The 13,319-nt window shown below is 72.8% G+C and carries 11 protein-coding genes; 3 read left to right on the top strand and 8 right to left on the bottom strand.

The window, feature by feature from the left end; translation table 11 throughout:
- Nucleotides 1–21 precede the first annotated feature (21 nt).
- From ACFV0T_RS32945 to ACFV0T_RS32930, 4 genes are all read right to left on the bottom strand, one after another.
- Entirely contained in the window at nt 22–636 is a 615-nt protein-coding gene (locus tag ACFV0T_RS32945) for a DUF4126 domain-containing protein (protein WP_385787305.1), read from the bottom strand.
- Between the two features lie 506 nt (nt 637–1,142).
- A complete protein-coding gene (locus tag ACFV0T_RS32940; protein WP_385787302.1) occupies nt 1,143–1,772 on the bottom strand; it encodes a TetR/AcrR family transcriptional regulator in 630 nt (209 codons plus the stop codon).
- Nucleotides 1,773–1,819: 47 nt separating this feature from the next.
- Nucleotides 1,820–3,904, bottom strand: coding sequence for a YhgE/Pip family protein (locus tag ACFV0T_RS32935; RefSeq protein ID WP_385787299.1), 2,085 nt, complete (start codon nt 3,902–3,904; stop codon nt 1,820–1,822).
- Entirely contained in the window at nt 3,876–4,775 is a 900-nt protein-coding gene (locus tag ACFV0T_RS32930; RefSeq protein WP_385787296.1) for an ATP-binding cassette domain-containing protein, read from the bottom strand. The genes ACFV0T_RS32935 and ACFV0T_RS32930 overlap by 29 nt, the downstream gene beginning before the upstream one ends.
- A 223-nt stretch (nt 4,776–4,998) precedes the next feature.
- Here ACFV0T_RS32930 and ACFV0T_RS32925 point away from each other — a divergent pair, with 223 nt between their 5' ends.
- From ACFV0T_RS32925 to ACFV0T_RS32915, 3 genes are all read left to right on the top strand, one after another.
- Nucleotides 4,999–5,589, top strand: a complete 591-nt coding sequence (locus ACFV0T_RS32925; RefSeq protein WP_385787294.1) for an SAV_6107 family HEPN domain-containing protein — start codon at nt 4,999–5,001, stop codon at nt 5,587–5,589.
- A 178-nt stretch (nt 5,590–5,767) separates the two neighbouring features.
- A complete protein-coding gene (locus ACFV0T_RS32920; RefSeq protein WP_385787291.1) occupies nt 5,768–6,538 on the top strand; it encodes a class I SAM-dependent methyltransferase in 771 nt (256 codons plus the stop codon).
- A 266-nt stretch (nt 6,539–6,804) separates the two neighbouring features.
- Nucleotides 6,805–7,197 carry a DUF3040 domain-containing protein gene (locus ACFV0T_RS32915; RefSeq protein ID WP_385787289.1) on the top strand — a complete coding sequence of 131 codons (393 nt, stop codon included), beginning with the start codon at nt 6,805–6,807 and terminating at the stop codon, nt 7,195–7,197.
- 110 nt (nt 7,198–7,307) lie between these two features.
- Here ACFV0T_RS32915 and ACFV0T_RS32910 read toward each other — a convergent pair whose 3' ends face one another.
- The 4 genes from ACFV0T_RS32910 to ACFV0T_RS32895 form a co-directional block, all read right to left on the bottom strand.
- Nucleotides 7,308–9,803: a DUF3488 and DUF4129 domain-containing transglutaminase family protein gene (locus tag ACFV0T_RS32910; RefSeq protein ID WP_385787286.1), complete on the bottom strand. Its 2,496-nt coding sequence runs from the start codon at nt 9,801–9,803 to the stop codon at nt 7,308–7,310.
- A complete protein-coding gene (locus tag ACFV0T_RS32905) occupies nt 9,800–11,215 on the bottom strand; it encodes a DUF58 domain-containing protein (RefSeq protein WP_385787283.1) in 1,416 nt (471 codons plus the stop codon). The genes ACFV0T_RS32910 and ACFV0T_RS32905 overlap by 4 nt, the downstream gene beginning before the upstream one ends.
- Nucleotides 11,215–12,252, bottom strand: coding sequence for an AAA family ATPase (locus ACFV0T_RS32900; RefSeq protein ID WP_385787280.1), 1,038 nt, complete (start codon nt 12,250–12,252; stop codon nt 11,215–11,217). The genes ACFV0T_RS32905 and ACFV0T_RS32900 overlap by 1 nt, the downstream gene beginning before the upstream one ends.
- A 192-nt stretch (nt 12,253–12,444) precedes the next feature.
- Nucleotides 12,445–12,990: a beta-class carbonic anhydrase gene (locus ACFV0T_RS32895; protein ID WP_385787277.1), complete on the bottom strand. Its 546-nt coding sequence runs from the start codon at nt 12,988–12,990 to the stop codon at nt 12,445–12,447.
- Between the last annotated feature and the right edge of the window lie 329 nt (nt 12,991–13,319).

Genomic DNA, 13,319 nt, shown 5'->3' with positions numbered 1-13,319 from the left:
GACAGGCCGGGGCGCGGGCGGTCAGTCCGGCGGCCGTCCCGGGTGCGCGGCCAGCCGCCGTTCCTCGCGCCGCTGGGCCCTGCGGCGCAGGAAGCGCCGGATCCGCGCGACGAGGAAGAACAGCACCAGCAGTCCGGCCAGCAGCAGGGTGCCCGCGATGATCGCCGCCGGCAGCGGGTGGAACATCGCGAAGGTGACGACTCCGCCGACCCCCAGATCCTCGGCCAGGCTCACGACCATGTTGCTGAAGGGCTCCGGCGAGGTGTTCACCGCCATCCGTGTCCCGGCCTTGACCGTGTGGCTGGCCAGCGCGGTCGAACCGCCGATGAGTCCCGCGGCCACGTCGGAGAGCGAACCGCTCTGCCCGGCGAGCAGCGCCCCGACCCAGGCGCCGGCGAGCGGCCGGACCACCGTGTGCACCGAGTCCCACGCCGAGTCCACGTACGGGATCTTGTCGGCCACCGCCTCGCACAGGAACAGCGCGCCGGCCACGGCGAGCACCTCGGGGCGCTGGAGGGTCGCGGGGATGTCGTCGCTCACCCCGGTCGCGCCGAAGACGCCGAGCAGCAGCACCAGCGCGTAGGCGTTGATGCCGCTGGCCCAGCCGCTGGTGAACACCAGAGGGAGTACGGACACGTCCGCGATCGTAACCACTGGGCGGCGCTCCGTCCTGGGCTCGCGTGCGCAGGGCTGAGTAGGCGTACCTAGTGAGGGAGATGAGTACGCGCGCGGATGGGCCGCCACCTGCGGGAACGAGAGAGTGGAGGCACGGGAAGGGGCACGGCGCCGGCACCGCCGACACGGGGCGGCGGAACGGCCCGGCCCTCGACCGCTCCTTCCGCCGGCCCGGTCGGCGGGAGCGAGGCACGGGGACCCGGGGCCCGGGGGACGGGAACCCGGATGGGGGAGACGGGGGAGTACGGGGGGAAGCACGGGGAAGCGCCGGTTCTAGGTGGCCCGCGGGGGACGCGGCCACGACGGACCGGCGCTTTCGCGCGTGGTGGCACGGCGGGCGCTGCCGGGCGGGTGACCGAGGGGCGGGCGCGGCGGGCGTCGCCGAGCGGGTGCCCGGTGGGCACGGGGAACCGCGCGACCGGCCACGGGCGGCCCGCGGGATCGTCACCGTGCTCGCGGCGGAGCGCTCAGCGGCCGCCGCTGACCCGGCCCTGGAGCAGCCGGGACAGCGCCGAGTGCACGTCGTCCAGCGACCGCTGCGGCTGGAACGCCTGCCAGTCCAGGGCCGCCACCAGCACCATGCCGACCAGCGCGGCCGCGGTCAGCGGCACGTCGATCTCCTCGCTGAACTCGCCGCCCTCGATGCCCTCGCGCAGCACGCCCTCGACGACGGCCACCGCCTGCTGCCGGACCACCATCAGCGTCGACTGCCAGGCCCGGTTGGTGCGCCACAGCTCGGCCACGTACAGCTGGGTGAAGGCCGGGTAGCGGTCGATGAAGACGAGCCCGGCGCGGACCATCGCGTCCAGGGCGTCCACCTTGGTGCCGCCCTCCTGATCGGTCCGCGCGGCCGCCTCCCGCAGGGAGGCGGTGAGGAGTCCCACACCGTGCCGCAACAGCTCCTCGAACAGGACGGACTTGCTCGCGAAGTTGTAGTAGACCGTGCCCTTCGCGACCCCGGCACGCTCGGCGATCTCGTCCACCGTGGTGGCGGAGAACCCCTGCTCGGCGATGAGCGTGACGGCCGCCTCGTAGAGCTTCTGCCGGGTGGCCTCGCGGCGCGTGCTGCCGCCCGACCTGGCGCTGCTGCTTTCCATGGGCCTGATTCTCACAGCAACCGTGTCCGCGTCCGTCCCTCGGGGGATCACAGGCTCAGCTCCGGGTGCAGCCGGTCGAGGGTCCACACCTGGCGGCGGCGCGCCGACAGCGCGGTGAGCGCGAGCGCGCCCGCGGTGAACGCCGTGAGCACGGCGCACGCTTGCCACACCGGGCCCAGGCCACCGCCCGTGATGAGCCTTCTGAGGGCCTCGACGACGTAGCTCATCGGCAGGAAGGGATGGATCGCGTTGAAGAAGCGGGGACTGGTCTGTACGGGGTACGTGCCGCCCGCGGACGTCAACTGGAGCATCAGCAGCGCCAGGACGAGGATCCGGCCCGCCGCTCCGAAGCGGGCGTTCAGCCACTGCACGAGCGCCGCGAAACACGCGGCCACCAGGAACAGGAAGCCGACGGTTCCGGCCGCCCGCGCCATCTCCAGGCCGATCGCCCAGTGCAGCACGGCCATCAGGGCCGACGTCTGGAGCACGCCGACCGCGACCACCGGCAGCCAGCCGGCCAGCGCGATCCGCCAGGCCGAGGCGCCCGCGGCGAGCGCGCGCCGGTTCATCGGCGGGATCAGCATGTACGCCACCATCGCGCCCACCCACAGGGACAGCGGGATGAAGTACGGGGCGAAACCGGTGCCGTAGTTCGGCGCCTTGTGCAGGTCCCTGGAGGCCAGCTGGACCGGGTCGGCCATGACCTCGGTGCGCCGGTCGCGGTCCTGGGTGTCGTAGTCGGGGATCCGCTGGGCGCCGTCGTGCAGGCCGCCGGCCAGGGTGCCGGAGCCGTCGACGAGCTTGTACATGCCGCCGTTCAGGTCCTCGGCGCCCGAACCGAGCCTGCCGATGCCCTGGTCGAGGTCGCCCACGCCGGTCCGGGCGGTGCCGAGTCCGGTGTGCAGCTGCTTCGCCCCGGCGGCGACCTTCGTGGCGCCGGCGTTCAGTTTGTCGATCTTGGAGACGGCGTCGTCCAGGTCCTCGGAGAGGTGCGGCGCGCGGTCGGCCAGTGCCCGGGCCTGCTTCTGGAGGGCGCTCAGGTCGGTGTCGAGCTTCGCCAGGTCGCCGTCCTGGTCGGCGATCAGCGTGTTGAGGTCGTCGGCGATCACCGCCACGTCGGCGGCGGCCTGCCGGGCCTTCTTCAGGTCGGCGCAGGCGGTGTCGGGCAGCACCGGGGTCTCGCAGCGCCGCTCGTAGATGTCGCCGAGGGCGTCCGAGGCCGCGTGCGCGCCCCTGGCGGCGACAGGGGCGGTCTTCACCAGGGTGTCGAGGTCGTGGCGGATCGCCGCCGCCGAGTCGGCGACCAGACGGGCGGTGTCCCCGATGGTCTTCTCGTTGTCCGCCACGAACGGGCCCACCGTGTCCGCGACCCCGTGGACCCGGTCGGCGAGCGTCCGGGTGCCCTCGGCGACCTGCCGCGAGCCGTCCGCCAGGTCGCCCGCGCCCGTGTCGAGCTTCTTCAGGCCCTTCGACAGTTCGGTGCTGCCGTCCCGGGCGTCCTTCAGTCCGTCCGCGAGGTCCTGCGAGCCCTGCTCGGCCTTTCCGATGCCGTTCTTGAGCCGGTCGGCACCGTCGGCGGCCTTCACCGTCTTTCCGTGGATGTCGGAGAACGAGACGAAGATGCGGTCCAGGAAGGACCGCGACGCGTTGGTCGAGGCCGCCGTGCGCACCTCGCTGAACACCGTCCGGGAGATCTGCCCGACGATGTAGTTGTTCGCGTCGTTCGTGCGCACCTGGAGGGCGCCGGTCTCGGGGGAGTCGCCCGCGCTGGAGGCGACGCGCCGGCTGAGGTCGGCGGGCATGGTCAGTGACAGGTAGTACGTGCCGTCCTCCACGCCCGCGCGTGCCTCGGCGGCACTCACCTCGTGCCACTCGAACGTCCCGCTGTCGCGCAGCCCCTCGGTGATGTCGTCGCCCGCCGTGATCCTCTTCCCGTCGGCGGTCGCCCCCTTGTCCTCGTTCACCAGCGCCACGGGGATGCGGTCGAGACGGCTGTACGGGTCCCAGAACGACCAGAGGTACAGCGCGCCGTACAGCAGCGGCAGCAGCAGGAGCGCGACCAGCGCGGCACGGGGGAGTCGGCCCCGGCCGAAGCGGCGCAGCTCAAGCGCGGCCAGTTTCGGCGAGCGCATCGGCCGCCTCCTTCGCTTCGTCGTCGGTGTTCGTGTCGGTCTTCGTGTCGGTCTTCGCGTCGGCCTCGGCGGCGGCCTTCGTGTCGGTGGCGGCGCCGGATTCCGTACCGGATGCCATGCCGGTGCCGGTGGCGACACCGGCGCCCGTGTCCGTGTCCGTGTCGGTGTCAGGGATGGGCCGGGCGGTGACGGCGATCGCGCCCTCCGGGGCCTCGCTGCACACCGCGACGACCGTCGTCCCGGCCTCGGTGAGGGATGTCAACAGCGCCCACACGTCGGCCCGTTCGGCCGCCGAGAGCTTCAGATCGGCGTCGTCGAGGCCGAGCAGCAGGGGCCGCCCGATGAGCGCGAGGGCGATCGACAGGCGCAGTGCCTCCAGCCGCTCCAGGTCGCGTACGGCGGTGCGGGCGCCCTTGGGCAGGGTCTCCGGGTCGAGTCCGGCGGCGGCCAGCGCGGTGTCGACGCGCAGCCTCGCCTCCGTCACGCGCTCCGCCCGGGGGCGCAGCAGCCCGCGTACGGAACCGCCGAACCGCCGCTGGAGCAGCGCCCGTTCACGCAGGTGCTCCCCGACGGTCAGGGCCGGGTCGAGGTCGGTGACCCCGGTGACGTTGGCCAGGGCGCTGACCCGGCGCACGGCCGCCAACCGCTTCGGCAGCCGGGCCCCGCCCACGGTCGCCGTGCCCTCCGTGGCCTTCATCCGCCCGGTCAGCGCGAGCAGCAGGCAGGTGCGACCCGACCCGGACGGTCCCTCGATCGCGATCAGCGCGCCCGGCCCGGCGTCGACGCGGACCCCGCGGAAGGCCCACCCCCGAGGGCCCTCGAGCCCGAAGTCCCGGGCCGTGACGGCGGTGCCGTCCCCGGTTCCCCCCATGTCCATCCCGTCCATCCCCTGGAATCCCGCAGGAGACTTCGGGCTCGCCGAGCCGCGGCGCGGCGAGCCCGAACTCCCCAATTTGAACTGACTGGTCAGTGCAAAAACTAACCCGAACTTTCGATCGAAGCAAAAGCCCAGGTCAGATCGGATTGTCAGTGGCATACCGCACGATGGGCACATACGGCCACAGTGCCGTCACCCAGACGACAGGAGGTTCGTCATGGCCAGCTCCCACGCAGCCGCCGCCCACCGGCGCCGCGCCACCGGCCCTGCCCCCTCACTGAACGGCCCGGCGAGCGACGTGCACCCCGTGCTCCGCCGGACCACGGCCCCGCCCGCCGCCCTCGACCTGCTGGCCCAGGCCCGTGCCGGACTCGACGAGGCAGCCGTTCTGGAAACCCCCAACGAGCGCTATGCGACCGCCCACCTCGCCGCCCTGCGCACCGCCGCCGCCGTGCTCGCCGCGCGCGGCCGCCCCGAACCCACGTCCCGGCGCCGCGCCAGGATCCGCAGCGCCTGGGAAGTGCTCCCCGAGATAGCGCCCGAACTCGCCGAGTGGAGCGCGCTGTTCGCCGCCGGAGCCCGGCGCCGCGCGCGGGCCGAGGCGGGCATCCAGGGCGCGGCCACCCGCCGCGACGCCGACGACCTGATACGCGACGTGGCGATGTTCGTCCGCCTCGTCGAGCGGATGCTGGTGCTCCAGCCGGTGCTTCCGCAGCCGCGCCAGGACCCGGGCGGCACAGGCGGCCCGGAGCGCGCGGACGACCCGCGGTCCGCCGCACCGCGCGACGCCATGCCGGACGCGGGGTGACCGGCGTCCGCCGCCCGGGACCGGCGCCGCCCGCCCGGGACCGTGGTGACCGTGCCAGGTGCCGGAGGCAATAGGGTGGAGGACGCCTGAGCCTTCCCGCCGCCCGCACCGGGCCGGGAAGGCGCCCCCGTTCGCTCCGCCGCGCAAGAGGCGGTGCCGCGCCGAGGAGTCAACTGCCGTGTCGGACCCGATGCGCCCCCGCGCTTCTCTCCGTACCGCCGTGGTCTGGGAGGTCCTCCAGGAGGCCCTGGACCGCCGGGTCAAGGCCGCGGGACGGGAGTCGCTGGACGTCCTCGACACCGGGGGCGGCAGCGGCAACTTCGCGGTCCCGGTCGCCCGCCTCGGCCATCGGGTCACCGTCGTCGACCCCAGCCCCAACGCGCTGTTCGCGCTGGAGCGCCGCGCCGCCGAGGCAGGCGTGGCCGATCGTGTGCGGGGCGTCCAGGGCGATGTCCACGGTCTGTTCGACGTGGTCGAGCGCGGCGGGTACGACGCCGTACTGTGCCACGGCGTCCTGGAATACGTGGACGACCCCGCCGAGGGCGTCCGCAACGCGGTCGCCGCGCTGCGCCCCGAGGGCGTTCTCAGCCTGCTCGCGGCCGGCCTCGGCGGTGCCGTGCTCGCCCGTGCCCTCGCCGGCCACTTCAAGGAGGCCCGGCAGGCCCTGGGAGATCCGGACGGCCGCTGGGGCGCGGGCGACCCCGTGCCGCACCGCTTCACCGCCGAGCAGCTCACCGAGCTGATCGAGGGCGCGGGCCTCGGCGTCGCGGCCGTGCACGGTGTGCGGATCTTCGCCGACCTCGTCCCCGGTGTGCTCGTCGACACCGAGCCCGGAGCCCTGGAAGCCCTGCTGAAGCTGGAGGAGGCCGCGGCCGAACTGCCCGCCTTCCACTCCGTGGCCACGCAGCTTCATGTGCTCGGTGAGACACAAGGGGTCACCGAGGCCTGAGCGGTGCGCCGCTGATCAGGGGCGGGGCCGCAGATGGAGTACGCCACAGGGCCTCCGTTCGGGCGTTGTCCGCCGTATGATCGAGGGAGACCACCCGGCATGACGGGACGGCCGCTGGGGAATGGAAGTTTCAGCGAGCCGGACGTCCATGGCGGATCTCGGTTGGCCAATTGGCGCAGAGGGGCGGGTTTCACGGGGGCGATTCCCTGCCTATCCTGAAGGGACCCCCCGGGTCGCCCCGGCGACTGCACGATGAGGAGGACTCCGTGCCGCTCTCGGAGCACGAGCAGCGCATGCTCGAGCAGATGGAGCGAGCGCTGTACGCCGAAGATCCCAAGTTCGCGTCGGCGCTCGAGGGAAGCGGGCTGCGTACGTACACCCGGCGGCGGGTCTACCAGGCGGTCGCGGGCTTCCTCGTAGGTATTGCGCTCCTCATGGCCGGAATGGTCGCCAAGCAGGTCTGGCTCAGTGTGGTGGGCTTCCTCGTCATGCTGGGATGCGCGGTCCTCGCCGTGACCGGCTGGCGCAAGGCACCCAAGCCCGGCGAGCAGCCGGCCGGAACCCCGCCGCAGGGCCGCCGTCAGGGACGAACCAAGCGGTCCATGATGGACCGCATCGAGCAGCGCTGGCAGCGGCGCCGTGACGAACAGGGTCACTGACTCCCCGCCAGTTCCCAGGACACAGCTGAGGGGGTGACCACCGGGCGGTGGTCACCCCCTCAGTCGTGCGCCGCGACGGAGGGGATGTCGTCCCGACCGTCGGGTGACCCTCAGCCGCTCCGCTGTCCGGACGGTCGCCGGCGCTGTACCAGGTCCGCCCACCGCGCGGCCCAGTCGTCCCGCAGCGCCGTCCAGCGGTCACTGAGGTCCCACACCGCGCGGACCGCGGAGCGGGGCGCGACGACCGCCCGCAGCCGGGTGGTCCAGCTCGCCCGCGACCGCAGCGCCTCACGCAGTCGTCGCACGTCGTCGGCCAGACCCGGCTCGGCCTGCGGCCGCGGTGCGAACAGCACCTGCTCCACGGCCGACGCCACCCGGTGCACCGACGCGGACGCGGGCTCGTCCAGCTGCCCGAGCCGCGCGATCCGCGCGACCGCCTTGCGGGGCGTGAGCGCGTCGTCCGGCGCGATGCCGTAGTCCCAGGCCGTGTCGGTGAGCTCGCGCCAGACGGCCAGCACATGCCCGACGGCCATCCGGGTCGCCTGCTGGGACGTGACCTCGACGGGCGGCAGCACCGTCACGTCGATGTCCTCCGCGTACCGCTCACCGGCGCGGTCCCGGCGGGCCGCCGCGGACGGGGCGTGCTGCGCCGACGCCAGCCGCACCGAGCGGCGCCGGAGCCGCCACAGCATGGGCCACGACAGCAGCGCCACCACAGCGGCCCCCAGCGGGCCCCACAAGAAGAGCTGGGACCAGGGAAAGCCGCTGTCGCCCTTGCCCGGCGCGGCCGGCGACAGCAATCCCGCGCAGGCTTCCAGCTTCTTGTCCACCGCCGAGCAGCTCGTGCTCGCCGAGGGCGCGTCGGACGGGGCCGCGCCCGCCGAACGGCTCGCCTGCGGCAGATCGGGAACCGTGCTCCCCGATGACTCGGGCTGCGTGTACGACGGAGTCGTGCCCCGGGTGGGGGTCGGTTCGAAGCGGGTCCATCCCACGCCCTCGAAGTACAGCTCGGGCCAGGCGTGCGCGTCCTTCAGACCCACCGACACCGAGCCGTCCGCCTGCGGGGTACCCGGGGCGAAGCCCACCGCGACCCGCGCCGGGATGCCCAGCGTGCGGGCCATCGCCGCCATGGTGAAGGAGAAGTGGACGCAAAAGCCCCGCTTGTCCCGCAGGAACCGGGTGATCGCGTCGCGGCCGCTGCCGACCTCCACGTCGGTGTCGTACTGGAAGCCGCCGTTGACGGCGAAGTAGTCCTGGAGCTTGACCGCCATGGCGTAGTCGGTCGTCGCGCCCTGGGTGATCTCGCGGGCGGTCCTGGACACCACCGCCGGCAGCGAGCTCGGCACCGCCGTGTACTGGCCCTGCAGCGGGTCGGGCGCCTCGGGCGCCGTGGCGAGCTGCTCCGCCGTCGGCTGCACCTGCAGGCTCTTGACCTCGTAGGTCGCGCCGCGTGTGGTCTGGCCGTGGTCGCCGACGAGCGTCATGCCCTCGGGTTCGTAGCGCCAGTTGCCCTTGACGCTGACATCGCTCGGCGGGTACGGCATCGGCAGCCAGTCCTGGGCGTACCAGTCGGCGGCCGCGATCCGGGTCGTGATCTGCGCGCGCTTGATGTCGACGCCCAGCCCGGTCGGGGTGGGGAACTCGTCCGGCACCGTGACGATGCGCCGCTTGGACGGTTTCCACGTCGTGCCGTCGAAGTCGTCCAGGGACACGATCCGCAGATACATGTCCGAGAGGTTGTTGCTGTTGGTGCGCAGGACCAGGACCGTGCGGTCCTCGTCCACGTTCAGGCTGTCGCGCAGCGACACCAGCGGGTTCACCGCCGAGATCGTGCCGCCGCCCCCGCTGCCGGCGCCCACCCCGGTCCTGGCGCTGTCCAGCAGCCCGCTCTGTATCTCGGGCAGCGGCAGCAGCGGTACCAGCACGGCGATGCCGAGCGAGACCGCGCCGATGCGGCGGCCGGTGCGCAACGGCGCCGACGGGCCGGGTTCGCCGCCCGGTGCGCGGGCCGCCCCGCCGAACACCCGGCCCCACTGCGCGAGCCGGTCCCGCCCCTCGGACAACAGCAGCAGCAGATAGCCGCCCGCCGCGCACATGAAGAAGAACCAGTCGAGCCAGCTGTTCGAGAGACCGGCCGCCACGGAGTACAGCGCGAGCAGCGGCAGCCCGGCCGGGGCCGCGCTGCGGAAGGTCACCGCGAGGATGTCCACCAGCAGCCCGATGACCAGCACCCCGCCGACGAGCATCAGCTGGATGCCGTCGGACAGCGGCGCGGGGATCGCGTACCGCCCCACGTCGTCCGTGCCCGCCTGCAACAGGTCGCCGAGGTGACGGAAGGCGTCCGGGCCGGGCACCAGCACGGCGAGGGCCTGCTGCCGGGCGAAGGCCAGGGTCAGCAGCACCAGCGTGACCAGGACCTGCGCCAGCACCGTCAGTGACCGGGGCAGGGGTATCCGCCGGGCCGCCGCGCCCACGCCCGCCTGGATCGACAGCAGGAGGGCCGCCTGGAACAGCCAGTTGATCGACACGACCAGCGGCAGCAGCGCGCTCGCCGTCAGCAGCGTGGCCGCCCAGGCGCACAGCGTCATCCGTGCCTGCCCGCTCATGAGCCGCTCTCCCCACCGCTCGTCCCGCCCGCGCCTGTCGTGCTCGCCGCGCCCGTCGTGCTCGCCGCGCCCGTCGCCGCGAGGCCGGCGCGGTCCCGGTCGGCCTGGCGCCACAGGTCCTCCATGGTGGCGCCCCGCGGCACGCTCAGGGCCGTCCAGCCCGCCTCACGCAGCATCCGCAGCCGTTCCTCCAGCCTGTTCACCGGGCCGTACGGGTGGTGCGGTTCCCGCCCCCACGCGTCGCCGTCCAGCACGAACGCGAGCGCGCCCCCGCTGCGCTGACGCATCTTGGCGGCCACCGCGGCCTGTTCCTCGTCGAGGTCGCCGAAGAAGGCGATCAGCAGTCCCTCGTTCCCGCCGCGCAGCAGGTCGTAGGCCCGGGACAGGCCTGTGCCGTCCGAGTGGTCGATCACCGCGAGCGTGTCCATCATCAGCCCGGCCGCGTCCGCCGATTCGTGACTGGCACCCGCGAAGCCGTCGGCGCCCTCGCCGGGCACCGAGGTGCCGGTGTCCGTGAGCAGCCGCACGGAGAAACCCCGCTCGAACATGTGGACAAGGACGGACGCGGTACCCGCGACGGCCCACTCGAAGGCCGAGTCCGGACCGGCGCCGCGGAAGGCGAGGCTCCGGGTGTCCAGGAGCACGGTGCAGCGGGCGCGCTGCGGCTGCTCCTCGCGGCGCACCATCAGCTCGCCGTAGCGGGCGGTGGAGCGCCAGTGGACGCGGCGCAGGTCGTCGCCGTGGCGATAGCCCCGAGGGATCACGTCGTCCTCGCCCGCGAGGGCTAGGGAGCGCTGCCGCCCGTCGCCGTACCCCTTCGCCTCACCGCTCAGCCGGACCGGCGGCAGCGCCTCCACGCGCGGGATGACGGTCAGGGTGTCGTACGTCGAGAAGGACCGGGTCAGCTCGCACATCCCGAACGGGTCGGTCAGGCGCAGCTGCAACGGGCCCAGGGGGTAGCGGCCGCGCAGGTCGGAGCGGACCCGGTAGGACACCTCGCGGCGGCCGCCCGCCTCCACCCGGTCCAGGACGAAGCGCGGGCGCGGACCGAGCACGTAGGGCACCCGGTCCTGGAGCATCAGCAGACCGGTGGGCAGCCGCGAGACGTTGTCCATCCGCAGATGGGCCCGGGCCTCGCTGCCGGCGGGCACCCGCCCGGGGGAGAGCCGGCGGCTGCCGGCCACCCGGTACCTGGTGCGGTGCAGCACGGCCGCGCAGACCAGCGGCAGTGCCGCGAGGAGCAGTCCGACCCGGAGCAGATCCGCCTGGCCCAGGACGTAGGCGCAGACGGCGGCCGCGATCCCGGCGGCCAGGAACGAGCGGCCTCGGGTGGTCAGCCCGGCCAGGGCCGTGCGGATGCCGCTCCTCCTGCCCCGGTCGGCCTCCGCCTGCCCCGTCCCCCCGGAGGTCATCACAGCCTCCGCGGCGGCCGCTGCGGATAGGCCGGGGTGCCGTGGTCCAGGCCGTACCCGCCCTGTTGCCGGGGCGCCGCGGGCACCGGCGTGCGCTGGAGGATCTCCTGGACGACCTGCTCCGCGGTACGGCGGTTGAGCTGGGCCTGTGCGGTGGGCAGCAGACGGTGGGCGAGAACGGCGACGGCGAGTGCCTGCACGTCGTCCGGCAGTGCGTAATCCCGGCCGCTCAGGGCTGCGGACGCCTTCGCCGCGCGCAGCAGATGCAGCGTCGCGCGCGGCGAGGCGCCGAGTCTGAGGTCGGGGTGGGTGCGCGTGGCCGCGACCAGCTCCACCGCGTATCTGCGGACCGCCTCGGCGACATGGACGCCCCTGACGGCGTCCACCAGCTTCACGATGTCGTGCGCGTGCGCCACGGGCTGCAGGTCGTCCAGCGGGTTCACCCCGCCGTGGATGTCGAGCATCTGCAACTCGGCCTCCGCGCTGGGATAGCCGATGGAGACGCGGGCCATGAAACGGTCGCGCTGGGCCTCCGGCAGCGGATAGGTGCCCTCCATCTCCACCGGGTTCTGGGTGGCCACCACCATGAAGGGGCTGGGCAGCTCGTACGTCTGCCCGTCGATGGTGACCTGGCGCTCCTCCATCGACTCCAGCAGCGCGGACTGGGTCTTGGGCGAGGCGCGGTTGATCTCGTCGCCGATCACGATCTGCGCGAAGATCGCCCCGGGCTTGAACTCGAAGTCCCGCTGCTGCTGGTCCCAGATGGACACGCCGGTGATGTCCGACGGCAGCAGGTCGGGAGTGAACTGAATGCGCCGCACCGAACAGTCGATGGACCGCGCCAGAGCCTTCGCCAGCATCGTCTTGCCCACGCCGGGGACATCCTCGATCAGAAGATGTCCCTCGGCGAGCAGCACGGTCAGCGAAAGCCGTACGACCTCGGGCTTGCCCTCGATCACCCCTTCCACCGAACTGCGGACACGCTCCACAGTGGCGGTCAGATCAGTGAGGCTCGCTCGATCGTCATAGGTCGTCACCCGGCCCTCCTCGGCCCGTTCATCCCGGGCCGACGCGCTGAGATGCGGACCGGCCCACCCCGAAACTCGGGCACCGCGCGAAGGGTTCCGCGCGACGCCACACCCGCATTCTTGCCGCCGTTACCGATTCGTGTCACTCGCCTGTGGACAACTGGCCGCGATATGTCGGGTCTTACGACGGTTGATACGCAGCTAGGCCGGGTCTATCTCATGCAACAGGCCGGTCTTCACATCGAACACGAAGCCACGCACGTCGTCGGTGTGCAGCAGGAACGGCGAGGTGCGCACGCGCTGCATCGACTGCCGTACGTCCTGCTCGACGTCCCGGAACGCCTCCACCGCCCACGCGGGGCGCTGGCCCACCTCCATCTCCAGGTCGTGGCGGAACTCCTCGGTGAGGGTCTCCAGACCGCAGCCGGTGTGGTGGATGAGGACGACGCTGCGGGTGCCGAGCGCCCGCTGGCTGATGGTGAGGGAGCGGATCACGTCGTCGGTGACGACGCCGCCCGCGTTGCGGATGGTGTGACAGTCGCCCAGTTGCAGACCGAGCGCGGCGTGCAGGTCGAGACGGGCGTCCATGCAGGCCACGACGGCCACGCGCAGGACGGGCCGGGCGTCCATTCCGGGGTCGGCGAACGCGGCGGCGTACCGCTCGTTGGCCTCGACGAGACGGTCGGTCACGGTACCGCCGGATATGGCGGCCTCGGAGCCGGTGGGAACCGATGCGGAAGTCGTCATAGCTATGACCGTACTGGTCACAGTCGATCCAGTCGCGGTGTGAGAGGGGGAAAAGAGTGTCATCACGTCCTCTTGTGAGCTAACCCACACAGGTGGTCGCGGTGCATCCGCAGGGGTGATTTTCCCCGGTTTGCCGCTTCGCACTCACACCGGCGCGCGACGCGCAGGCCGGTTGATTGACCCCGCCACACGGTGGACTAAAGTGACGCGAAGCGGGAGGCGAGGCTCTCCCTGCTGGACGAATTCCCCCGGAGACCCCGGTCTGCTGTCCGGAGATCTCCCCACGTGCGCGGCGCGTACGTACGGCTCGGCCTCCTCCCGCTCCCGGT

The sequence above is a fragment of the Streptomyces sp. NPDC059582 genome (genome assembly GCF_042735715.1).
Classification (GTDB): domain Bacteria; phylum Actinomycetota; class Actinomycetes; order Streptomycetales; family Streptomycetaceae; genus Streptomyces.
Note: the sequence above shows the minus strand (reverse complement) of the source record. Positions and strands in the feature narration are given on the sequence as shown.